The sequence below is a fragment of the Ochrobactrum sp. SSR genome, from assembly GCF_030067775.1.
Lineage (GTDB): Bacteria > Pseudomonadota > Alphaproteobacteria > Rhizobiales > Rhizobiaceae > Brucella > Brucella teleogrylli.
The window spans coordinates 1,057,488-1,081,526 of sequence record NZ_CP125969.1 but is presented as its reverse complement, the minus strand read 5'-3'; the positions used below and the strand labels follow the sequence as shown (position 1 = coordinate 1,081,526).

Sequence of the window (24,039 nt, the reverse complement as noted above, 5' to 3'; positions counted from 1 at the left end):
GGGCCTCGTTTCCCGATGACGAGAACACGGGCCGATTACTGCTCGCAAGGAGAAATAGATGTCCAGAGCTAAGACTTCCCATTACCGCAAGAGCGTTGCAGCCGTTGCAGTTTGCGCTGCCCTTGCAGGCGCGTTTGTCGCGACTGGCCCGCTTGGCGCACTCAACGATGCCCGCGCGGAAGCCGTTCAGGTGACGCCGCCGCAGCAGACTGTCGGCTTCGCTGATCTGGTTTCAAAGGTACGTCCTGCCGTCGTCAGCGTCACCGTGAAGAAGAACGTTCAGGAAGCCGATAGCCGTGGCGGTCAGAATTTTGGTGCGCGCGGTTTTGACCAGCTGCCCGACGATCATCCGCTGAAGCGCTTCTTCCGTGATTTCGGCATGGAACCGCCGAGTGGCGATGCGCGTCCCGATGGTCGCCGTGGCCCCGGCAAGCGTCCGGGCCGTCCGGGTCATGAGCGCCCCTATGCACAGGGCTCCGGCTTCTTCATCTCTGAAGACGGTTATGTTGTCACCAACAATCACGTCGTTTCCGACGGTGACGCCTATACGGTCGTCATGGATGACGGCACCGAACTCGACGCCAAGCTGATCGGCACCGATCCGCGCACCGACCTTGCCGTGCTGAAGGTTGACGATGCCAAGCGCAAGTTCACTTATGTCGCTTTCGGCGATGACAATCAGGTGCGCGTCGGCGATTGGGTTGTTGCAGTCGGCAATCCGTTCGGTCTCGGCGGCACGGTGACCTCGGGTATCGTTTCGGCCCGTGGCCGTGACATCGGAGCTGGTCCTTACGACGACTTCATCCAGATCGACGCGGCTGTGAACAAGGGCAACTCGGGTGGCCCGGCTTTCAACCTGTCCGGTCAGGTCGTCGGCATCAACACCGCCATTTTCTCGCCTTCGGGCGGCAGCGTCGGTATCGCCTTCGCAATCCCGTCGGGCACTGCAAAGCAGGTTGTCGATCAGCTCATCAAGAAGGGCTCGGTTGAGCGCGGCTGGATTGGCGTGCAGATCCAGCCGGTGACGAAGGATATCGCTGCTTCGCTTGGTCTGGCCGAGGAAAAGGGCGCAATCGTCGCTGCACCGCAGAAGGATGGTCCCGCAGCCAAGGCTGGCATTCAGGCCGGTGACGTGATCACCGCCGTAAATGGGGAAACGGTACAGGATCCGCGTGATCTGGCCCGCAAGATTGCCGGTATCAATCCGGGCGAAAAGGCAGCCCTCAGCGTCTGGCGCAAGAACAAGGCTGAAGAAATCAGCATCACCATCGAGGCGATGCCGAAGGATCTGAAGCAGGCTGGCGGTACGACGGATGAAGACAAGGGCGGCCAGCAGAGCGAAACGCTCGACAGCTACGGCCTGACCGTGACGCCTTCGGAAGATGGTGACGGCGTGGTGGTTACCGATGTCGATCCCGATAGCGATGCCGCCGACCGTGGCGTTCGCTCCGGCGATGTCATCGTCAGCGTCAACAACCAGACGGTGAAGAGCGCCAAAGACATCAACAACGCCATCAGCGAAGCCTCCAAGTCGGGTCGCAAGGCTGTGCTGCTGCAATTGCAGAGCAACGATCAGAGCCGCTTCGTGGCCTTGCCGATCGATCAGGGTTGATGACCGGTATCCGTAGCGACTTCTGAACAATCGATGCCAGGCGGGTAACTGCCTGGCATCGTCTTAGAGCGCGTTTCGATCTGATTGCATCAGATCTGCGCTCTCAGTTTTTGTTTACGCACCTCTTATCCGAAAACTGTCTTACACTTTTCGGGATGTGCTTTATCTCCGAATGTAATTTATAAGTGGCGCCATGAAAATTCTCGTTATTGAAGATGACCGCGAAGCTGCTCGTTATCTGGAGAAAGCTTTCAGCGAAGCCGGACATTCGGCAGATATTGCCGGTGACGGCGAGACCGGTTATGCGCTGGCGGAAAACGGCACTTATGACGTGCTGGTCGTGGACCGTATGCTGCCGAAGCGCGATGGACTGTCTGTCGTGGCGGGCCTGCGGGCCAAGGGCATGGAAACGCCGGTGCTAATTCTATCTGCGCTCGGCGAAGTCGATGACCGCGTGACGGGCCTGCGTGCTGGCGGCGATGACTATCTGACCAAGCCCTATGCATTTTCCGAGCTTCTGGCGCGCGTAGAAGTATTGCAGCGCCGTTCCAGCCCACGCGAGGCGGACACAATCTATCGCGTCGGCGATCTCGAGCTTGACCGGCTTGCGCATACGGCGCGCCGTCAGGATGTCGATATCACGCTGCAACCGCGTGAATTTCGCCTTCTCGAATATCTCATGCGTCATGCCGGGCAGGTGGTGACCCGCACCATGCTGCTGGAAAATGTATGGGATTATCACTTCGACCCTCAGACCAATGTGATCGACGTGCATATTTCGCGTCTGCGCTCCAAGATCGAAAAGGGCTTTGACGGCCCGCTGCTGCATACGGTGCGTGGCGCCGGTTACATGCTGAAGGCCGGGCGTGCCAAACAGACCGCCGCCAAGGTGGACTGATGGGTCGGTTTTCCGCGCTTATGCGCACCACGGCGGTGCGCCTGTCGGCTCTTTATCTGCTTCTCTTCGTGGTCGGGGCCGTCGCATTGGTCTTTTACATGACCAATCTGTCGGCTTCGATCCTCACCGCCCAGACCCAACAGGCACTGGGCGAAGAGGTGGCCAGCATCGGCAAGAGCTATGCGCGCGGCGGTATTCCGCAGCTTGTGCGCAGCATCGATTATCGCTCGCGCCAGCCGGGCGCTTATCTTTATCTGGTCGCCGACCCAACGGGGCGCATTCTGGCAGGCAATGTCGAAAGCGTGGAACCAGGCGTGCTGGACACGGACGGCATTGTTGAGCGCGCCTTTGTCTACAAGCGCTATGGCGAACAGGGGGCAGAAAGCGATCATCGCGCCGTTGCCGTGGTAATTGCGCTGCCAAATGGCATGCGCCTGATGGTCGGGCGCGATCTTGGCGAGCCGGAGCGCTTCCGCGACATCATTCGCAGTTCACTCATGCTGGCGCTTGGCATTATGGGCGCGGGCGCGCTTTTGATCTGGCTCGTGGTCGGACGCCGCGCCTTGAAGCGCATCGATGACGTATCCAAAGCCTCGCAGCGTATCATGGATGGCGACCTGACCGGGCGTCTGCCGGTCAACGGCTCGGGCGATGAATTCGACCGGTTGTCGGGCAATCTCAATGTCATGCTCGGGCGCATATTGGAGTTGAATGAAGGGCTGAAGCAGGTTTCCGATAATATTGCTCACGATCTCAAGACGCCGCTGACCCGGCTGCGCAATCGCGCCGAGGAAGCACTGGCGGGCAAAAAGGCGGGGCCGGAATATCGGGAAGCTCTGGAAGATATCATTGGCGAATCGGATCAGTTGATCCGCACCTTCAACGCGATCCTGATGATTTCGCGTCTTGAGGCTGGTTATTCGACGGAAAACCTCGAAGACCTGCCGGTCGCGCCCATCGTGCGTGATGTGGCGGAGATGTATGAGCCGGTGGCGGAAGACGCGAATGGGAAGCTGACGCTTGGCGCTCTGGACGAGGTGGTGCTGCATATCAACCGCGAACTGGTGGGCCAGACAGTTTCGAACCTCGTGGACAATGCGATCAAATATGCCAGTTGCGAGGAACGCGAGGCAAATGTCTCGCTCGCCATGGAGCGCGATGCTAACTGGGTGCGGATCATCGTGGCCGATAATGGACCGGGCATCCCCGAGGAAAAACGCGAACAGGCGACAGAACGTTTCGTGCGTCTGGAGGAAAGCCGTACGCAACCGGGTTCCGGCCTCGGTTTGAGTCTTGCCAAGGCGGTCATGAAGTTGCACGGTGGCGCGCTTCGTCTTGAAAGCAACGAACCGGGACTGCGTGCTGTTCTGGAATTTCCGTTGCCGCAGGGCGAGGTGAAATAAGCATAATTCGATGAGGGGATCATGGCGGCTGACGATACAAAGGCACTGTTTTTCGAGAGAGACCTTTGTGCGCTGGTGCCGCTTGATCCTGATCGGGCGCGATCTTTCCTCGCCGATCTGATTGAACGGTCCCGCGAGGACGAACTGCCGAAAGTCGCCGCTCTGCTGGAAACGCAGAAAGCTTCGGCCTTCCTGTCAGCGGTACTCGATCTGTCGCCCTTCATTCGCGAAGCGCTGAACCGGCATCCATCTATTTTGAGCCGGATCGTTTCTGCTTCGCCAGAAACTGCATTGCACGACATTCTTGCGACGGTTTCCGTGTGCTGCATGGAGGAGGGCGCGAGCGAAGCTTCGCTTATGGCCGATCTGCGCCGCTTCAAACGCGAAGCGCATGTGCTGATCGCGCTTTGCGATCTGGCGCATATTTTCGACACCGAAGCCACCACCGGCTGGCTGACCGATCTGGCCGAGGCCTGCACCGGTGCTGCCGTGCGCTTTTTGCTGGGCGATGCGGATGCTGCGGGCAAGATCAAGCTGCCCGACAGGAACAAGCCCGACAAGGATTGCGGCTGGATCGTGCTGGGCATGGGCAAGTTCGGCGCCCGCGAGCTGAACTATTCCTCCGACATTGATCTGATTGTCTTCATCGACGAAACCAAACCGGCCATCGGCGATCCTTATGAATGCGTGGACACGTTTTCGCGTCTGACACGGCGTCTTGTCCGCATCCTTCAGGATCGCACGGCGGATGGCTATGTCTTCCGAGTTGATCTTCGCTTGCGTCCAGATCCGGGTTCGACGCCGCTTGCCATTCCCGTTGGCGCGGCGCTGCATTATTACGAAGGGCGCGGGCAGAACTGGGAGCGCGCCGCCATGATCAAGGCGCGGCCCGTCGCCGGTGATCGCGCGTCCGGTCGTCAGGTGTTGGCTGAACTCTCCCCTTATGTCTGGCGCAAATATCTCGATTATGCGGCGATTGCCGATGTTCATTCGATCAAGCGGCAAATCCACGCCCATAAGGGCCATGGCGACATTGCCGTTCGCGGGCACAATGTGAAACTTGGTCGCGGCGGTATCCGCGAGATCGAGTTTTTCGTCCAGACCCAGCAATTGATCGCTGGCGGACGCTTTCCGGAACTGCGCGGCAATCAGACTGTGCCGATGCTCGGCCAACTGGCGGAGCGCGGCTGGATCACGGAAAAAGCGCGCGATGCGCTGGCCAAGGAATATTATTTCCTGCGCGATGTGGAACACCGCATCCAGATGATTGCCGACGAGCAGACCCATATTCTTCCTGAAGACGACGAAGGCTTTGCCCGTGTCGCCCATATGATGGGCTATGCTGATCCGTCAGAGTTTTCCGATGTTTTCCTCGAAGCGCTCAAGATCGTTGAAAAGCACTATGCGGCCCTGTTCGAACAGGCGCCGGAACTGGGCACCTCGACCGGCAATCTCGTCTTCACCGGCGATGTGGACGATCCGGGTACGCTGGAGACGCTCGCCGCCATGGGCTATGAGCGCCCGAGCGACATCTGCCGTGTCATCCGCACCTGGCATTTCGGACGCTATCGCGCCACGCAGTCAGCGGAAGCGCGCGAGCGCCTGACCGAACTGACGCCTGCGCTCCTCAAAGCCTTCGCCGAGACCAAGCGCGCCGACGAGTCGTTGTTGCGGTTCGACAGTTTCCTGCAAGGTCTGCCTGCGGGCATCCAGCTTTTCAGCCTGCTGCAATCCAATCCGCGCCTGCTCAATCTGCTTGTGATGATCATGAGCGCCGCGCCACGGCTGGCCGAAATCATCACCCGCAATCCGCATGTTTTCGACGGACTGCTCGACCCGGCTATCTTTTCAGAAATGCCGACCCGCTCCTATCTTGAAGAACGGCTGCGCGTCTTTCTCGGGGCCGCGACCGACTATGAGGAAGTGCTGGACCGGCTGCGCATCTTCGCGGCTGAACACCGTTTCCTGATCGGCATTCGCCTGCTGACAAGCGCGATTGACGGCGTGCGCGCCGGCCGCGCTTTTTCTGATCTGGCCGAGCTGATGATCGGCAAAGCATTCGAGGCCGTGGAGGCCGAATTGCAGCGTCGCCACGGCAAGGTCAAAGGCGCGAAATCCGCGCTGCTCGCCATGGGCAAGCTTGGCAGTCGTGAACTGACGGCAGGTTCCGATGTTGATTTGATCTTGCTCTACGATCATGACACGGATGCTGATGAATCGGACGGTGAAAAGCCGCTCGCCCCGTCGCAATATTATATCCGCCTGACGCAACGCCTGATCGCCGCGCTGTCTGCGCCGACAGCGGAGGGCGTGCTCTATGAAGTCGACATGCGGTTGCGCCCTTCGGGCAACAAGGGACCTGTTGCAACGCATATTGAATCCTTCGGCAAGTATCAACGCACTGAAGCCTGGACCTGGGAGCATATGGCGCTCACGCGCGCGCGCCCGATCCACGGCGACGAGGATTTTATTGCGCATATCACGGCGGAAATCGACGAGGTGCTATCAACGCCGCGTGACGTGAAGAAGATTGCCAAGGATGTGCGCGAAATGCGCGACCTGATCTATCAGGAAAAACCACCGCGCGACGATTGGGATTTCAAGCTGAAACCGGGCGGCATTGTCGATCTGGAATTCATCGCCCAGTTTGCGGCGCTGGTCGGCAAGGTGACGAAGAAGCCGCGTCCGCTTGGAACGGAGGAGGTGCTGGCATCGCTCGACCCGGCCTATGCGGAACCAGCCCTTGCCGACAGTCTGGTTGAAGCACACCGGCTTTACACCAATCTCAGCCAGACCATTCGCCTGTGTCTAGGCGGCGATGCCCCGCGCGACGAGTTCATTCCGGGCATGATCGATCTTCTGTGCCGCGCCGCCGATATGCCCGACATCAAGCGTGTCGAACATCATCTGACCGAACTGGCGAAGGAAGTGCGTGCGAGCTTTGAGAAGCTCGTTAGCGTCTAAATTTACGCCGCGTGGATCGCGGTGCTGTGCCCGCTGATCTGAACCGCCTTGCGGTCGGGTATGCTGACCGCAACCACCGTGCCGACGCCTTCGGTCGAGCGGATGCGCAGCCAGCCGCCATGCAGTTCGGCCAATGAACGGGTGATGGCGAGCCCGAGGCCGGAGCCGCTATGGCTCTTGGTGAACTGGTTTTCAACCTGTTCAAACGGCTGGCCGATCTTCTTCAATGCCGATTTTGGAATGCCGACGCCCGTGTCCTGAATGGTCATGAACAGGGCCGATCCGGCCTTGCGGGCGCGCACTGTGATGTGCCCGTTATGGGACGTGAACTTGACCGCGTTGGACAGAAGATTGATCAACACCTGCTTGACCGCGCGGCGGTCGGCATAGAGCTGCATCGCATCTTCGATGCGCGTTTCGACCGTGATGTTCTTCTCGTCGGCCTGCAGCGAAATCATGCGTACCGTCTCATTTATGAGCGGGCAAAGGTCGATCTGCTCACGGTCGAGCGAGAAATGACCGGCTTCGATCTTCGACATGTCGAGAATGTCGTTGATGACATTCAGCAGGAAGTTACCGCTGGTGTGAATATCGTTGATATATTCCTCGTAGCGGTCGGAGCCGAGGGGCCCGAAGGTGCCCGCCTGGATCATCTCCGAAAAGCCGATGATCGCATTGAGCGGCGTGCGCAGCTCATGGGACATATTGGCGAGGAATTCCGACTTGGCGCGGTTGGCGGCTTCGGCGCGTTCCTTTTCCTGACCGTATTTGCGGGCAAGTTCGGACAATTCGCGCACACGGTCGCGCTCGCCTTTGCGGGCAATGGACAGATCGTGGATCGTTGCCATGAGGCGACGTTCGCTGTCCACCAAACGTTCCTGATGCAGCTTGAGCTGGGTAATGTCGGTGCCGATGGAAACGAGGCCGCCATCCTGCGTGCGGCGTTCGTTGACCTGTAGCCAGCGGCCATCGCTGAGCTGGCGTTCAAAGGTCTGACCGCCTGCGCGATTGTGTTCGTTGGCCATGCGGCGTTCGAAGGTGAACGGGCGCGTATGGGCGTCGACTTCATTGCGCGGCACGCCCGGCTTCAGCGTCCAGACTGGCAGACCCGCATATTCGCTGAACTTGGAATTCGCCATCACCAGACGGTTGTTGGAATCCCAGAGAATGAAGGCTTCCGAAATATTCTCGATGGCTTCGCGGATGCGCATGTCCGCTTCCGCTGTCGCTTCCGCAAAGCGGTGCTGTTCGCTGACGTCGAAGGCGATGCCGACCAGATGCAGGTCGCCCTCGGCGGCAATATCGGCACGCACACGCATCCACACCCACGACCCGTCCGCATGGCGCATGCGGAACACGCGGTCGACATGTGAGAAGTCTCCAGCGGCGGCTTGCTCAGCAAGAGAATAAAGGTCGCCGTCTTCAGGATTGATGATCGCAGCGACATCGCCAAAGGGCAGAACCGCGTCCTGCGCTTCATAGCCCAGCATTTCATACATGGAATGCGACCAGTAGATGCGCCCGCGCGCCATGTCCCAATCCCAGAGGCCGCAGCGTCCGCGCGCCATGGCCAGATCAATCCGGCGCTGGATCTGGTTGGACAGATCGTCGGCTTCGCGAGCGCGCGCTGCCTGACTGAAATAGGCGTAGAGAATGGCGAACATGACGCCGGTGGTGCCTGCAAAGAGCGTGACGTTGAGCGACACGGCGCGACGCCATTCGGCAAAGATCGTGTTTTCTGCTTCCGTCGCTATGACGGAATAGGGCGCTGTCAGTGGCTTGGACAAGGCGCCATAGGCGGCTTCGCCCTGCAACATCACTTTCAATACGCCTGCGCGCTCGGCAAAGAGGAACAGCGGTTGCGCTTCCGTCAGGATCGTATCGATCGGCTTCCCGGTCAAATCGGAGAGCGGGCCGGAGGCTGCGACCACCAACGACTGACCGTCCAGGACGGCAACCGTCATGCCGGGCGAGGAGAGGCCGCGCGAGCGAAATTCGGCAATCGTGTCCTGAAGGTCTTTGGCGGAAATCTGCGCGCCTGCCGTGGTGCCGTTCGCCACGCGCTCGATCATTTGCGCGAGATTGGCGGTCGCCGCCGACAGCGAAGCCTTGTGCTGCTGTTCGATATCGTCATGCCAGGCCAGCATGGAGAACACGCGGGCGACACCCAAAATGACGAGGAAGATGATGATCAGCGCGGGAACGAGGCGGCGCAGAATGGGTTCCATCGAGATAAACTTGCCATAGGCCGGACCCGCGAGAAGACGGACATGGCCAGAGACCTTGCCTTTCCTTCTCTTCCGACCGGATTCGCAATGCGTCCCCGCCGGCGCGCCATACGCGTCGGTGCTCGCCATCTGATGGTCCCTCGTGAAATGCCTGCGAGTGAAGTGATTCGGAATACGCCACCTCCGAATGCATTCAATGAATCAAAAGTGATTCGCGCTGTCCAGCGATTTCGTTAACGAGACGTAAAAAAGCCCGTTTGCTGCTGCTGATTTTCTTATGAATCTCAAGCTCTTAACTGGAATCAGTTCGTCAGCTGACGCGCTTAAATCCATGAAAAGACTCATGAAAAACATGCTCGCTCCGAAAGCTTGTCAGACAAGCGCTGGCGGGCATAGCTGTTCACCCTGCCAGCCGCGACGAGGCGGCGGGCAGGGGCGAATCATGCTGTTTCGATTGTCGCCAGCGAATCAGGCGAGAGTGCGGTCCACGATGTCGCGCAGGTCGGTGGAAAGCTTCGCCGTACCCGATATGCGGGCAAGAGCGGCACGGGCGTGTTCGCGCCGCGTTTCTTCGAGCGACCGCCACGAACGCATCGAGGTCAAAAGCCGCGCCGAGAGCTGCGGGTTTTCGGGATCGATGGCGAGGATCGTGTCGGCGAAGAACGCATAGGCCGCGCCGTCCTTGCGGTTGAAACCGGTCGGATTCGACGCCGAGAACGAGCCGATCAGCGAGCGCACCCGGTTGGGATTGTCGAGCGAGAACAGGCGATGGACGGCAAGCTTGCGCACCGTTTTCAGCGCATGGTCGCCGGGTCGGGTTGCCTGAACATTGAACCATTTGTCCATGACAAGGCCGTCGCCGCCGAAACGCTGTTCAAAGCCGGACAGGGCTTCCTGTGCTTCATCCGTATCGCCGAAGCGATGGACGAGAATCGTAAGTGCCGCGAAGCGGTCGGTCATGTTGTCGGCATCTGCATATTGCAGGGCGGCACGACGCTGGTTCTGCTCATGGCGACTCAGATAATCGAGCAGCGCATTGCGCAAGGAACGCTTGCCTGCGGCTTCCGCATCGGGCGTGAACGCGCCGGTCTCCTTGAGACCGTCGTAAAGTTTCGCGAAATCGGTCGCATAGGCCGATGCAATCGCGGCGATCAAATGGTCACGGCTGGCAAGGATAGCGTCGGGATCGACATTGTCACCCATTTCACGCGCCACGTCGCTTTCGCTTGGAAGCGTCAAGCAGAGTGCGCGGAACGCCGGGTCGAGCGTTTCGTCGGACGCGACGCGACCGACCAGTTGAACCACCTTGGCATTCAGCTCCGGCTGATAACCGCCGCGAACGCGCTTTGCGCCGTCGAGCAGGGCGCGGGTGAGAATGCTGGTCATGGCCTGCCAGCGCGCAACCGGATCGCTGTCGTTCAGCGCCAGAAATGTCAGGTCTTCCTCGGAGAGTGGTGAAGTGAGATTGACCGGCGCGGAAAAGCCGCGCAGCAGCGAGGGAACCGGGCGCGCCTTGATGCCGTGGAAAAGAATGGTTTCAGACGCATGGTGCAGATGGATGACATGGTCGTGCACGTCGCCACCTTCCACGGAAGTGGCCTCCATATCCTTGCCGTCTGGCCCAATGAGGCCGAACGCGATTGGGATATGCATCGGCTTTTTCACCGGCTGGCCGGGTGTCGCCGCCAGCGCTTGTTTCAAACGGATGGTGAAGGTTTCAGCCGCCGCATCATAATCGAAATCCGCTTCCACGCGCGGGGTGCCTGCCTGATCGTACCAGAGCGCGAAGTGCGCAAAGTCTTGCCCGGAAACGTCGGCGAAAACCTTGATGAAATCTTCGATGGTGGCGGCGTCACCGTCATGGCGCTCGAAATAAAGGTCCATGCCCTTACGGAACAGGTCCGGCCCGATGATCGTGCGGATCATGCGCACGACTTCCGAGCCTTTTTCATAGACCGTCGCCGTATAGAAATTATTGATCTCGCGGTATTCGCGCGGGCGCACCGGATGGGCGAGGGGGCCGCCATCTTCCGGGAACTGCTGCGCCTTCAGAATCTTCACCTCGGCGATGCGCTTTACCGGGCGGGAGCGCTGGTCGGCAGAGAATTCATGATCGCGATAGACGGTCAGCCCTTCCTTGAGGCAGAGCTGGAACCAGTCGCGGCAGGTGATGCGATTGCCGGTCCAGTTGTGGAAATATTCGTGCGCGATGACGGCCTCAATGCCGGCATAATCCACATCGGTTGCGGTCTCCGGATCGGCCAACACATATTTGTCGTTGAAGACATTGAGGCCCTTGTTTTCCATCGCGCCCATGTTGAAATCCGACACGGCGACAATGTTGAAAACATCGAGATCATATTCACGCCCGAACTTTTCCTCGTCCCATTGCATGGAGCGCTTCAGCGCATCCATGGCGTAAAGCGCGCGCTTCTCCTTGCCATGTTCGACATAGATGGCGAGATCAACCGGACGTCCCGAAGCGGTGGTGAAATGATCCTTCACGACGCCGAGCGAACCGGCAACGAGAGCGAAGAGATAGGACGGCTTCGGATGCGGATCGTGCCACACTGCAAAGTGCCGGTCGGCATTGTCTTCCGTCGCGCTGTTTTCAACGGGATTGCCATTGGCGAGCAGGATCGGCGCGGCTTCGCGGTCGGCTTCGACTCGCACGGTATAGACGGAAAGCACGTCGGGCCGGTCATAATAATAGGTGATGCGGCGGAAGCCTTCCGCTTCGCATTGCGTGCAATAGACGCCGCTGGAGCGATAAAGCCCTGACAGCTGGCGGTTGGTCGTCGGGTTGACGGCGGTGACGATTTCCAGCGTGAAACGCTCGCGGTCCGGCAAATCGCTGATGGTCAGGAGATCTGGCGTCGCGGCATAGCTGTTATCAGCAAGCGGCGTGCCGTTGATGGCGATGCTGACAAGCTTCAGTTCGTCGCCGTCGAGGACCAGCGGTGTGCCGGGCGCGGTGCCCGGGCGGCGCTCGATGGTTAACTCGGCGCGGACAATGGTGTTTTCCGGCTCCAGCGTGAAGTCGAGTTTTGTTTCCGGTATCGCGTAAGGCGTCGGGCGGTAATCTTCGAGACGAAATGTCTGGCCGGTTTCTGTACGCATTGCGGAACTCTTTCTGTGGACTTCAGAGCATTTCCAGCAAAAGTGCGAAGCGGTTTTGCGTTCGGAAATGCGTAAACACAAATGGATAGAGCGGTTCCGACGATTCCGTCTAAACAGGAACCGCTCTCATGCTGGATTCGTACCCGGCTTTTGCGCAAACGACAAGAAAAGCGCTTGCGTCAATTTAATTTCGCGATCACGCCAAGTCCGGGTGGCGGTTCTTTGCAAACAAGCTTAAGAAATCAATGTGGTCATAATATTCAGGCCACGCTTTTTACGCGGTACGTTTGGGGAATTGCATCGTGAACGCTCATGCGAGTGCACCTGTTGAGGCGGCAGGGCTGGACTCCAATCCGATGCTCGGCATTGGCCTCAAGATTGCTTCCGTTGCCGTTTTCGTCGGCATGTCCACCATGCTCAAGGCCGCTGACGGCGTGCCGCTTGGGCAGCTGATTTTCTTCCGATCCTTTTTTGCGGTGATTGCCGTTCTGCTCTATCTGCAATGGCGGGGGCAGCTTTCCGGCGCGTTTCGGACGCAGCACGGTTTCAGTCATTTCTGGCGTGGGCTGGTCGGCGTCTGTTCCATGACGATGAGTTTCTTTGCGCTGATGAAACTACCGCTGCCCGAAGCAATCGCCATCAATTATGCCTCGCCGCTGATCACGGTGATTCTCGGCGCGGTCATCCTGCATGAAGTCGTGCGGTTCTATCGCTGGAGCGCGGTTCTGGTTGGCCTGTTCGGCGTGCTGGTGATTATCTGGCCGCGAATGACGCTGTTTTCGCAAGGCGATGTCGGGCAGGACGAGGCGATTGGAGCGCTATCCGCATTGGGCGCAGCTTTCACCTCCGCCATCGCCATGCTGCTGGTGCGGCGTCTGGTGCAGACAGAACGCACGGCAACAATCGTGATCTATTTTTCGCTATCGGCAAGCGTCATTGCGCTGGCCAGCCTGCCTTTCGGCTGGGTCGTGCCGAGCTGGACACAGCTGGCTCTGCTTGTCGGTGCGGGATTTGCGGGCGGTATCGCGCAGATTTTGCTCACCGAATGCTACCGTCATGCGCCGATGTCCACCATCGCGCCCTTTGAATATACGTCGATGTTGCTTGGCCTGTTGATCGGCTTCCTGCTGTTCGGTGATGTGCCGACGCTGGAAATGCTGGTCGGCAGCGTCATCGTGATGGCGGCGGGCGGGTTCATCATCTATCGCGAACACAAGCTCGCGCTCGAACCGCATAAGGTCAACGCGCCGCAAGGCCAGTAAAGATCAGTTCGTCGTTTCCTGTGGCCCTTCGGAACGCGGGTCGAGCTGCATGGTTTCCGGCGTGGACTGGCCGTCCGGTGTGTGGAACTTGTATTCGGTTTTCTGCTCGCTGATCGCGGGGCGCTGAAGCCTGCGAATACGCCAGAAGGCGTGCAGGCCATAAACGCCAAAGGCTATGGCCATGGTTACGAAGAAGCCGGAAGGGCCGATGGCATCCATCAGCGGGCCGGAAAGTGCGGGTCCGATCACACTGCCCACGCCATAGATGATCAGCAGTCCACCGGAGATTTTGACGAATTCGCTGGCGTCGGCATAGTCATTGGCATGCGCGACATTGAGGCTGTAGATCGGATAGATCACCGAGCCGAACAGGAACATCATCGCATAGATTGCATAAGGCGCGGTCGGGTGGAACAGCACCATGACCAGCGACAATGCGAAGCCGATAAGCCCGGCCAGAACCATGACATAGCGCCGGTCCACGAAGTCGGAAGCGCGACCGAGCGGATATTGGAAAATGGCACCGCCGATCATTGCGGAGGCCAGCATGGTCGCAATGCCGAAGGTCGAAAGACCGTTCATCTCGCCATAGATCGCAGCAAGAAAGTTCCACGTACCGGCGACGATACCGGCGATCAGCGAGCCGATGGCTGCGGCGGGTGAGCGGCGGTAAAGCCCCTTGATGTCGAGCGACACTTGCGTCAGCGGGTTCGGCGATTGGGCACTGGACAAGGCCGTTGGCAGCAGGGCGCTGGCATAGATGATCGCGCAGACGATGAACAGCGTCTGCGTCATCGCATCGCCGAAGGGCAGGATATACTGTCCGCACATAAGCCCGAGCATAGTGATGATCATATAGATCGAGAAAATGCGCCCGCGCGATTCATTGGTCACGCGCTCGTTCAGCCAGCTTTCGATAATCATGTAGCTGCCTGCGAGCGAGAAGCCCGCGACACCACGAAAGATCATCCAGGCCGCCGGGCTGACCACAAGCGCATGAAACAACAGCGCCATCGACAGCAAGGTCAACAAAGCGGAAAACACGCGCACATGGCCGACGCGGCGCACCAGATGCGGCACGACGATACAGCCGATGGTGAAGGCCAGCGAATAGCTTGTTCCCATCCAGCCAATGGTGGTTGTGGACCAGCCTTCCATTCCGCCGCGTAGCGGCAGAAGAATACCCGCGAGGCCACCGGCAAGCAGCATCAGGAACGTGCTTGCAAGCAGGGCGGCGATGGGCACGAGCTGGCCAGCCATGAAATACTCCGAAACGAAGAGTCTGGATTTTAAAACTACTTGTCGCCGTCAGGCGCTTTGGCAAGCGGCGAAATAGAACAAGTTTGCGGCATGTTGGTGACAAGCATTGCTCTCGTGCGAGAGGCGATGACACCGAAAGGCCGAAATATCAATTGCGTAATTCGTCTAGTTTCAACTTCACGGACAGAAAATCACGCCAGGCAAAACGCTTCTGTGCCGGTGTGCGCAGAAGATAGGCCGGGTGCAATGTCGGCAGCACAGGAATTTCCATGCCGGATGGCGTGCGGTGGATTTTCCAGTTGCCGCGAAGCCGCAATATGCCTTCGGTTGCTCCGGTCAGCGCCTTGCCAGCCGGACCGCCGAGTGCGACCAGTATTTTCGGCGCGGCAAGCTCGATCTGCCGTTCGATGAATGGGCGGCAAAGCTCGGTTTCCAGCGGCGTCGGCGTGCGATTGCCCGGCGGGCGCCAGGGGATCGTATTGGCGATATAAACGCTCTCGCGCTTCAGACCGATGGATTCGATCATCCGGTTGAGAAGCTGGCCCGATTTGCCGACGAAAGGCAGCCCTTCCATATCCTCATCCCGTCCCGGCGCTTCGCCGATGAACATGATGTCGGAGGAAGGATCGCCATCGGCAAAGCAAAGGTTCTTCGCGGTGAATTTCAAATTGCAGCCGTCAAATGCAGCAAGCTTCTCGCGCAGTTCGTCCAATGTCGCAGCTTGCGCCGCGGCCTCCCGGGCCAGAGCGATCTGGGCCGTATCCGGTACGTCGGCTGCGGCCTGAACAGGCCTGCTTTCTGGCGAAGGCGTGGCGGCGGCTGATGGTTGCTGCCAGTTTTGCGAACGGCTTTGCTGGTTGGGTTGCTGCTGCGGCGGGCGAGGGCGCTCTGTGGCCTGCATGTCCGGTCGTGGCGCGGCAGGCGCACGCTGCGGTTCGGCAAAGCGGTCAATCGGCGTTTCCGAGAGCGGCATGTCAACGCCCGCTTCCGCATAGAAGCGGAGCAAGCTTTCCATATCCAGTATCTCGCGGCCATCAGTCATTTTGTACCTCAATAGATGAGGTGGCGAATTTTGACCGCGAATGCAAGAGCGCGCCGCGCTTTTCACGATCAAACCGCCGACTAACCACCGGAAGCTTGCCGGGGAAGTGAAAACCACCCCGGTCGCGGCAAAAATCCGGCGCACTGATTTCAAACAATTGAAATTGACGTTTACGTTAAAGTAAATATGATTAAACGCAGTCAGACGCTGATTTTGGACAATTGGACGCATTTGCGACAGTGACTAACTCTGTAAGAGGTTAAGGCGAATGACGGGAACAGGTAAATCCAATCGGATGCCAATCATTACTGGCCAATGCGCTGGTTGATGGGTATTCGCAAGGGGATTATGCGTAAAAACAATTGGATGCATCATCTCGCTGTCGTAATGAGACGATGATGGCATACCGAACGGAGGGATGAATGTCCGAAGCCCCAGAACATGCGAACCAGGAGCTTCCCGAACGCGAGAGCATGGAATTTGACGTTGTGATCGTCGGCGCGGGCCCCGCGGGTCTTGCGGCGGCCATCCGTCTGAAGCAGGTCAATCCAGAGCTTTCTGTCGTGGTCCTTGAAAAGGGCGGGGAAGTCGGTGCGCATATCCTGTCTGGCGCGGTTGTCGATCCGGTGGGCATCGACCAGTTGCTGCCGGACTGGCGGGACGACGAGGGGCACCCTTTCAAGACGCCGGTGACGGACGATCATTTCCTGCTGCTCGGCCCTGCGGGTTCGGTGCGTTTGCCGAATTTCGCCATGCCGCCATTGATGAACAATCACGGCAATTACATCGTGTCGCTCGGCAATGTCTGCCGCTGGCTCGGTACGAAGGCGGAAGAACTTGGCGTCGAAATCTATCCGGGCTTTGCCGCAACCGAAGTGCTTTACAATGACGAAGGCGCGGTCATCGGTGTTGCCACCGGCGACATGGGCGTCGAGCGCGACGGCACGCATGGGCCGAACTATACGCGCGGCATGGCGCTGCTCGGCAAATATACGCTGATTGGTGAAGGCGCGCGCGGTTCGCTGGCCAAACAGCTGATCTCGAAGTTCAGGCTGGATGAAGGCCGCGAGCCGGGCAAATACGGTATCGGCCTCAAGGAATTGTGGCAGGTCGATCCGTCCAAGCATAAGCCGGGTCTGGTCCAGCATTCGTTCGGTTGGCCGCTCGACATGAAGACCGGCGGCGGTTCGTTCCTCTATCATCTCGAAGATAAAATGGTTGCGGTCGGCTTTGTGCTGCACCTCAACTACAAGAACCCGTATCTGTCGCCGTTTGAAGAATTCCAGCGTTTCAAGACGCATCCGGCGATCAAGGATGTTTTCGAAGGCGGCAAGCGCCTGTCCTATGGCGCCCGCGCGATTACCGAAGGCGGCTTCCAGTCGGTGCCGAAACTGTCCTTCCCGGGCGGCGCGCTGATCGGTTGCTCGGCAGGTTTCGTAAACGTGCCGCGCATCAAGGGCAGCCACAATGCGGTTCTGTCCGGCATTCTCGCCGCCGACAAGCTGGCGGAAGCCATTGCAGCCGGTCGCGCCAATGACGAACCGGTCGAGATCGAAAACAGTTGGCGTTCGAGCCTGATCGGCAAGGACCTGAAAAAGGTCCGCAACGTCAAGCCACTGTGGTCGAAGTTTGGCACAGTGGTGGGCGTCGCTCTCGGCGGTCTCGATATGTGGACGAACCAGCTGTTCGGCTTCTCGTTCTTTGGCACGCTGAAGCATGGCAAGAACGACGCGCAGTCGCTCGAACCGGCAGCAAAGCACAAGAAGATCGACTATCCGAAGCCGGATGGTGTTTTGACTTTCGACCGTCTGTCGTCTGTGTTTCTGTCGAACACCAATCATGACGAGAATGAACCAATCCATCTGCAAGTCCGCGATATGCAGTTGCAGACGACGTCGGAACACGATGTTTTTGCAGGCCCATCGACGCGTTATTGCCCGGCAGGCGTTTATGAATGGGTGGACAAGGACGGCAACTCGGCTGCGGACCCAAGCGCCAAGGATGTTCGTTTCGTCATCAACGCGCAGAACTGCGTGCACTGCAAGACTTGCGACATCAAGGATCCGAACCAGAACATCAACTGGGTGCCGCCACAAGGCGGCGAAGGACCGGTCTATGTAAACATGTAATGCGAAAAAGGCGGTCCCGGACCGCCTTTTTTATTGCAGATGAATGACAGCTATGTCGTTTCGGGCAGAAAGATCGTGGCTTCCATGAAAGTCACGGCATTTCCCCGCAGAATAACGCGATCCTCGTTCAATTCGCAGTCGAGCCACCCTCCGCGTGCCGACGCCTGATAGGCCATGAGCTTGTCGCGTCCCAACCGTGAGGCCCAATAGGGCACAAGCGTGGCATGGATCGACCCTGTAACCGGGTCTTCTGGAATGCCTGCGCCCGGAACAAAATAGCGGGACACGAAGTCCGGCTTTGCATCGTCCGTTTCTTGCCCGGTCACAACAAGACCGACCGGGCCGAGAAGGGCAATTGCGGCGAGGTCCGGCACAAAACTCCGCACGGCATCGGCGCTGCCGAGATCGACAAAGAAGTTTTCAAAATTCCGAAAAATGTGGACAGGCGGCTCGGCGAAGATATCGGCAATTTCGCGGGGCAAAGCGTCAATGGTTTCCGGCGACAGGCGGGGAATGTCTAGCCTGTAGCTATCCGTTTCCCTCGACACGCGCAGTTCTCCCACTCTGCTGTGGAAGACCAGCAGGGTGTCCGCCTTGGCCGTGGTGAACAAGACATGGGCTGTCGCAAGGGTAGCGTGACCACAGAAATCAACCTCATGCGCCGGGGCAAACCAGCGCAAATCCCATGCTCCATCGGGGCGAGGCTTGACGAAGGCGGTTTCGGCGAGGTTGTTCTCCTGCGCAATTGCCAGCATCAGTGCATCCGGTAGCCAATCGTCAAGGACGAGAACGGCAGCGGGATTTCCGCCGAAAAGGCGATCGGTAAACGCATCGACCTGATACATCTGCATGAGGAGTTCCTTCTATTGCAGCATGACGGACTGCGTTTCCGGTTCGTCTTCGTCCGGGCGCACCGGGGCTGGGACCGAAAAGTCCAGCCGAACGGGCAGGTGATCCGACCCGGCATCTTCGCGGGCTGCAGCCCTGGGCGCAACAATATCCGGGCTTGTGAAAATCTGATCGATAGGCAGGCCGAGAAAAGGCGCCAGCGACACCGGCAGGAACGACGGGAACCAGCTTCCCCCGATGCCTGTCATATGTGCGGTCTTCGACGCGGCCTCAATCCGGCGAACGGTATTGCTCCACGGCACGGCGTTCAGATCACCAGCGATGATCGTCGGCCCAGCCAACTCCCTTAAGCCCGGCTCTATGAAGCCAAGCTGATAGGGCTGCCAGCGCGGCCATGGCCATGAAAAATGCAGTGAAGCTACATTGATATGCGAGCCGCCGAGATCGACGGGGGCGATAGCGAGCACGCCATCACCGATGCAAACAGGTTGTGCGCCTTCAACGAAAGGACGGCGGGACAGTATACCCACGCCCCAAGTGCGGGGATCCTTACGGCAATGCAGGCGATAGGGATAAGTCCCTTGGAGAATATCGAGCCACTTCGTCCACTGCTCGCTGGCTTCCTGATAGGTGATGATGTCCGGCTTTTCGCGAGCGATCATTTGCAAGATGCGCTTTGGCTCCGGATTGTCCTCCCGCAGATTGATCTGAACGAGGCTATAGCGCGGCCCTGATGCTCCGGCTGAGGTTGCGCCTGCCGTACCGCTGAGAAAATCACGCGCCATGCCGAGCGTGGTGCTGAGCGCCATGATGGCGAACAGCAGCAACATCGCACCTTCGCGCCGCATCTTGGTGAACAGCAGCGGCAGAGCCAGCACGATCATCAGAACCGCGAGATGTGCCCGAAAATGCGAAAACGAATCGAGCGCCGGATGGACCGCACCGAGAAATCCCAGCACGAGCGGGATGGATACCGCTACAGCGGCAAGCAGCAACAGGAAGGGGATATTCTCACGGCTTTTCGACATGAGATGCCTTTAGGGATGGATTACGGCGTGATGATGGACGGAAGGCAGTAGGGGAATAGGGGAGTAAGGGAGTATGTTGGTGCTGAGGCCGCATTCCCAAAGACCTACTCACCTATTCCCTTACTCCCCTACTGCCCTAACCTCACTGGAACGCCGTCTCGTAGAAGCTTCGAAGCTTGCGCGAATGCAGCCTTTCATCCGGCATGGCGGCGATCTTTTCCACCGCGCGGATGCCGATGCGCAGATGCTGCGCCACTTGCCGCTTGTAGAACTCGGTCGCCATGCCCGGCAGCTTCAACTCGCCGTGCAGCGGCTTGTCCGAAACGCAGAGCAGGGTGCCGTAGGGTACGCGGAAGCGGAAGCCGTTGGCGGCGATGGTGGCCGATTCCATGTCGAGCGCTACGGCGCGTGCCTGCGAAAGACGCTGCACCGGGCCGCGCTGGTCGCGCAGTTCCCAGTTGCGATTGTCAATGGTGGCAACGGTGCCGGTACGCATGATGCGCTTGAGATCATAGCCTTCGAGGCCGGTGATTTCTTCGACCGCTTCTTCCAGCGCGACCTGAATTTCCGCCAGCGCGGGCAGGGGAACCCACACCGGCAGGTCGTCGTCGAGAACGTGATCCTCACGCATATAAGCGTGGGCCAGCACGTAATCGCCAAGCTGCTGGCTGTTGCGCAGGCCTGCGCAATGGCCGAGCATCAGCCATGCATGCGGACGCAGCACGGCAATATGGTCGGTGATTGTCTTGGCGTTGGAAGGTCCAACGCCGATATTCACCATGGTGATGCCGGAATGGTCGGAGCGCTGCAGGTGATAAGCTGGCATCTGCGGCAGGCGTCCCAATGGGGTGCCGCTGCTCGGCGCGGCTTCGCCCGCACGGGTAATGAGATTGCCCGGTTCCACGAACTGTTCGTAACCGCCGCCGCCCTGCGCCATCAAATCGCGGGCATAGGCGCAGAACTCATCCATGTAGAACTGGTAGTTAGTGAAGAGTACGAAGTTCTGGAAATGCGCCGGGCTGGTCGCCGTGTAGTGCGCCAGCCGGTGCAGCGAATAATCAATGCGCTGTGCCGTGAAGGGCGCAAGCGGCATCGGTTCGCCCGGCGCGGGTTCAAAGTCTGCATTGACGATCTTGTCGTCGGTGGCCGCCAGATCCGGCACGTCGAACAAATCGCGCAGCGGATGCTGGAAGGCGCTCGCGACCGAGGCCTCCACATAGGTGCCTTCCATGAAGGCAAAATGGATCGGGATCGGTGTGGACGATTTGCGCACCGTGACCGTCACGCCGTGATTGCGCATCAGCAGGCGGATTTGCTCGGTCAGATAATGGTCGAACAGGTCGGGACGGGTAATGGTGGCGGAATAATCGCCCGGCGTCGAAACATGGCCAAAAGCCAGACGCGAATCCACATGCGCGAAGCTCGACGTGGAAAGGCAAATCTCGGGGTAGAAGGCGCGGTATCGCTGGGCAGGTATTTCCCCGCGCGCCACTTTCTCGAAAGCATTGCGCAGAAAACCCGTATTGCGCTCGTAAAGCTTTTGCAGCGCGGCAACCGCCGCGCTCGCATCGGTAAACACCTCCGGCTCGACCGGCGACGGCGTTTTGATTTCATTGAGAAATGATTGTTCGATTCTGCTGTGTCATGGCTTAGTATAGCAGAGTCCATGACCATAAAATGAAGCAGATTATGCGGTGCGTTGCAGGCTGACATAAAGCACCAGGCCGACGCCACTCATCTTGGTGTGCTCGCCGATTTGCATATAGGCGAAGGTTGCCGCCGGGCCGGTGAAAATCGCTGTGAATAGGAATACGCGCAGCGCGATTGCGGCACTGGAACGAATGGTTCTGGTCATGGCTGTTTCCCCGTCTTGACCTGCATGGAAGCCAGCGGGCCGAACATCGTCTGGTCACGATAGCTATCGTGTTTCCTGTCTGCGAAGACGCCAGCGACAACCGCCAATCCGGCAATGAGCAGACAAACGATCGTCAGGCGCCTGAGCAACATGAAAGCCCCCAAAAGGTTCAAATCCGTCCTTGTTGTTGCCCAGTTTAGCGAGCGCGCCTGAACCGCAGCTGATACGGTCGTTCATGTGCGGTTCAAAAATATTGATGTTCCGTTAAATGCGCCGGATTGGTCTTGTGCCTGTCGAAATGGGTCTTATGTTTCCCATCATTGGAACGCGGGACGCCTCCCGCACAAATCTGTTGCACACACTCGAACGAGTTGGAGAAAGCCCATGGTTGAACAGACAAAGCCCATCGAGCTGTACTATTGGCCAACGCCGAACGGCGTCAAAATCAGCATCATGCTGGAGGAACTGGGCGTTCCTTACGAGGTCAAATATGTCAATATCGGCAAGGGCGACCAGTTCAAACCGGACTTCTTGAAGATTGCCCCAAACAACCGCATGCCAGCGATCATCGATCCTGAAGGTCCGGGCGGCGAACCGATCTCGGTTTTCAGATCCGGCGCTATTCTCCAATATCTTGGACGTAAGTTCGGTAAGTTTTACCCGACTGACGAACGCAAGCGCGTGGCCGTCGACGAATGGCTGATGTGGCAGATGGGCGGGCTCGGGCCGATGTCCGGGCAGGCGGGGCACTTCCGTCTCTATGCGCCGGAAAAGGTGCAGTATGGCATCGACCGCTATACCAATGAGGTCAACCGTCTTTATGGCGTGCTGAACCGTCAGCTCGAAGGCAAGGATTATATCACCGGCGAATATTCCATCGCGGATATGGCCAGTATCGGCTGGGTGAATGCTTTCAAGAACTACGAGCAGAACCTCGATGATTTCCCGAACGTGAAGCGCTGGCATGAAACCATGAACGCGCGTCCGGCCGTCGCGCGCGGTCTGCTTGTCGGTAAGGAAGAGCGCGAAAAATCCAATCTCGCTAACGACAAGGAAGCGCAGAAGATTCTCTTCGGCCAGAAAGCGCGCTAAACGCGGAATAAAAGGAAAGGGCGGCTGTTCAGGTCGCCCTTTTCGTTTGGTGACTGTTGTCGCCGCAATTATTGGCGCGTCAGGCTTTCGCTCTTGCAGATCAGACCGCCGAGCACACAGCCGGACAAGGAGAGCGTGTTGCCCTTCACCGATGCCTTGCCCGTATAAGTCTTGCCTTCGTCGAGCTTGTTGACTTCGCCCTTATAGCTGCCACCCGTGCCGGACATGGTGCCGATGGACTTGCCCTTGTATTCGCCGGTCATGACCGTGCCGCAGAATTTGTTGCCGCCGCAGGACGCATAGCTGATGATGGTGCCGTTCGGGCGCTTCCAGCTGCCCACAATGCCTTCCTCCGCCAGGGCGGGCGCGGCGAAACTGGCTGCAAGTGTCATTCCAAGAATAAGAGTGCGGATCATTCATTCCTCCCAATGTGCGCCAGTCCCGCTCCATCGGGATATGGCGCAAACCGCTTTATTCATTTGCCGTGGTCGCCGTAAACCGGGGCCTTTGCCTGATCGCAAAGCCTCGGATTGCGCCGGTTTTGCAAGACGACAGTGTTCTCCCCCAATCGCCATGACTTACGCAAACGTAAACGTAAACGAGATTTCGCAAGAGCGGAAGTGGAATTTTCACTCTCGCGGGAGCGTTGGTGAAGGGATTCTCTGCGCATGTGTAAACGTCGAAATGCACCAATCCGACGGACAGCGTTTGTCCTATGGTTATCATCCGGTTTCCATGCACCGAGCGGATTTGAATTGAATTTTTGGAAAAACCCAGCAATCCGCGAGGCTTGGATGTTTAACAAAATCCCAAGTTTACACCTTGTTGGGATTTTGTTGGTCAGACGTTAAGCATCTGGTTTAACGCGCATTTCAGCCCTGAGCTCTATTCTAGACATCATGAACGGAACGACAGAGACGGCGTTTTCAAAGCGGTAGCAACCGCCACGAAAGAAAGACCGGACGGTTCTCGGGATTTAACAGGGACAAAGAAAAATGGCACAGTTTCAGAGCTTTACGCAGCAGCAAAAGATCGCCTCGCAGGACCGCATTCTTCTGGAAATGGGCATGAAGTTTGCAATCGGACGTGATTGCGAGATCGACGTGGTCGCAGCCCATAAGTGGCTCAACATCGCTGCCATTCGCGGCAACGAGAAGGCCGCCCGGATGCGCAATCAGGTTGCCGCTACAATGAGCAAGACTGAACTGGCCGCAGCCCTTCGCGATGCACGCGAATGGATGACCACGCACTGATACTGCGAAAGTCATGACCGGAAACAAAAGCCGCCTTCGAAGGC

The 24,039-nt window shown here is 58.5% G+C and carries 18 protein-coding genes; 8 read left to right on the top strand and 10 right to left on the bottom strand.

Translation table 11 applies throughout. From position 1 onward, the window contains the following. The first annotated feature begins 58 nt into the window (after positions 1-58). From QLQ11_RS05175 to QLQ11_RS05160, 4 genes are all read left to right on the top strand, one after another. Positions 59-1,612 carry a Do family serine endopeptidase gene (locus QLQ11_RS05175; protein ID WP_283735772.1) on the top strand — a complete coding sequence of 518 codons (1,554 nt, stop codon included), beginning with the start codon at positions 59-61 and terminating at the stop codon, positions 1,610-1,612. Positions 1,613-1,805: 193 nt separating this feature from the next. Next, complete coding sequence (locus tag QLQ11_RS05170) at positions 1,806-2,510, top strand: response regulator transcription factor (RefSeq protein ID WP_109368612.1); 705 nt, start codon at positions 1,806-1,808, stop codon at positions 2,508-2,510. Beyond that, a complete protein-coding gene (locus tag QLQ11_RS05165; RefSeq protein ID WP_171318999.1) occupies positions 2,507-3,913 on the top strand; it encodes a HAMP domain-containing sensor histidine kinase in 1,407 nt (468 codons plus the stop codon). Before QLQ11_RS05170 ends, QLQ11_RS05165 begins: the two co-directional genes overlap by 4 nt. A gap of 21 nt (positions 3,914-3,934) precedes the next feature. Further along, complete coding sequence (locus QLQ11_RS05160) at positions 3,935-6,877, top strand: bifunctional [glutamine synthetase] adenylyltransferase/[glutamine synthetase]-adenylyl-L-tyrosine phosphorylase (RefSeq protein ID WP_371835930.1); 2,943 nt, start codon at positions 3,935-3,937, stop codon at positions 6,875-6,877. 2 nt (positions 6,878-6,879) lie between these two features. Here QLQ11_RS05160 and QLQ11_RS05155 read toward each other — a convergent pair whose 3' ends face one another. Next, positions 6,880-9,234 (bottom strand): PAS domain-containing sensor histidine kinase, encoded by a 2,355-nt coding sequence (locus QLQ11_RS05155; RefSeq protein WP_283735773.1) that lies wholly within the window; start codon positions 9,232-9,234, stop codon positions 6,880-6,882. Between the two features lie 339 nt (positions 9,235-9,573). Continuing rightward, a complete protein-coding gene (gene pepN / locus QLQ11_RS05150; protein ID WP_371835929.1) occupies positions 9,574-12,225 on the bottom strand; it encodes an aminopeptidase N in 2,652 nt (883 codons plus the stop codon). A 302-nt stretch (positions 12,226-12,527) separates the two neighbouring features. Between pepN and QLQ11_RS05145 the strand changes: the two genes are divergently transcribed. Continuing rightward, the gene (locus QLQ11_RS05145; RefSeq protein ID WP_283735774.1) at positions 12,528-13,487 is read left to right on the top strand and encodes a DMT family transporter; all 960 of its coding nucleotides are present in this window, start codon (positions 12,528-12,530) and stop codon (positions 13,485-13,487) included. 3 nt (positions 13,488-13,490) lie between these two features. Here QLQ11_RS05145 and QLQ11_RS05140 read toward each other — a convergent pair whose 3' ends face one another. Then, positions 13,491-14,747, bottom strand: coding sequence for an MFS transporter (locus tag QLQ11_RS05140; protein ID WP_283735775.1), 1,257 nt, complete (start codon positions 14,745-14,747; stop codon positions 13,491-13,493). Positions 14,748-14,895: 148 nt separating this feature from the next. Then, a complete protein-coding gene (locus QLQ11_RS05135) occupies positions 14,896-15,789 on the bottom strand; it encodes a uracil-DNA glycosylase family protein (protein ID WP_283735776.1) in 894 nt (297 codons plus the stop codon). A gap of 422 nt (positions 15,790-16,211) precedes the next feature. On the opposite strand from QLQ11_RS05135, the gene QLQ11_RS05130 reads away from it, so the two are divergent. Then, positions 16,212-17,918 (top strand): electron transfer flavoprotein-ubiquinone oxidoreductase, encoded by a 1,707-nt coding sequence (locus QLQ11_RS05130; RefSeq protein WP_283735777.1) that lies wholly within the window; start codon positions 16,212-16,214, stop codon positions 17,916-17,918. A 50-nt stretch (positions 17,919-17,968) separates the two neighbouring features. Here the strand turns inward: QLQ11_RS05130 and QLQ11_RS05125 are convergent, their stop codons facing one another. The 5 genes from QLQ11_RS05125 to QLQ11_RS05105 all read right to left on the bottom strand — a co-directional run bounded on the left by QLQ11_RS05125 (position 17,969) and on the right by QLQ11_RS05105 (position 21,802). Then, positions 17,969-18,769 carry a PhzF family phenazine biosynthesis protein gene (locus tag QLQ11_RS05125; RefSeq protein WP_121535540.1) on the bottom strand — a complete coding sequence of 267 codons (801 nt, stop codon included), beginning with the start codon at positions 18,767-18,769 and terminating at the stop codon, positions 17,969-17,971. Between the two features lie 12 nt (positions 18,770-18,781). Further along, entirely contained in the window at positions 18,782-19,795 is a 1,014-nt protein-coding gene (locus QLQ11_RS05120; protein ID WP_371835928.1) for an endonuclease/exonuclease/phosphatase family protein, read from the bottom strand. A 142-nt stretch (positions 19,796-19,937) separates the two neighbouring features. Next, positions 19,938-21,404, bottom strand: coding sequence for an AMP nucleosidase (locus QLQ11_RS05115; protein WP_371835944.1), 1,467 nt, complete (start codon positions 21,402-21,404; stop codon positions 19,938-19,940). A 78-nt stretch (positions 21,405-21,482) separates the two neighbouring features. Then, the gene (locus QLQ11_RS05110; RefSeq protein WP_171318949.1) at positions 21,483-21,650 is read right to left on the bottom strand and encodes a hypothetical protein; all 168 of its coding nucleotides are present in this window, start codon (positions 21,648-21,650) and stop codon (positions 21,483-21,485) included. Then, positions 21,647-21,802 carry a hypothetical protein gene (locus tag QLQ11_RS05105; RefSeq protein ID WP_167836020.1) on the bottom strand — a complete coding sequence of 52 codons (156 nt, stop codon included), beginning with the start codon at positions 21,800-21,802 and terminating at the stop codon, positions 21,647-21,649. Before QLQ11_RS05105 ends, QLQ11_RS05110 begins: the two co-directional genes overlap by 4 nt. 232 nt (positions 21,803-22,034) lie before the next feature. On the opposite strand from QLQ11_RS05105, the gene QLQ11_RS05100 reads away from it, so the two are divergent. After that, a complete protein-coding gene (locus tag QLQ11_RS05100; RefSeq protein ID WP_371835927.1) occupies positions 22,035-22,742 on the top strand; it encodes a glutathione binding-like protein in 708 nt (235 codons plus the stop codon). 68 nt (positions 22,743-22,810) lie between these two features. On the opposite strand, the gene QLQ11_RS05095 is transcribed toward QLQ11_RS05100, so the two are convergent. Continuing rightward, complete coding sequence (locus QLQ11_RS05095) at positions 22,811-23,158, bottom strand: DUF2147 domain-containing protein (RefSeq protein WP_109368625.1); 348 nt, start codon at positions 23,156-23,158, stop codon at positions 22,811-22,813. 579 nt (positions 23,159-23,737) lie between these two features. Between QLQ11_RS05095 and QLQ11_RS05090 the strand changes: the two genes are divergently transcribed. Further along, positions 23,738-23,995 carry a hypothetical protein gene (locus QLQ11_RS05090; RefSeq protein ID WP_109368626.1) on the top strand — a complete coding sequence of 86 codons (258 nt, stop codon included), beginning with the start codon at positions 23,738-23,740 and terminating at the stop codon, positions 23,993-23,995. Positions 23,996-24,039 lie beyond the last annotated feature (44 nt).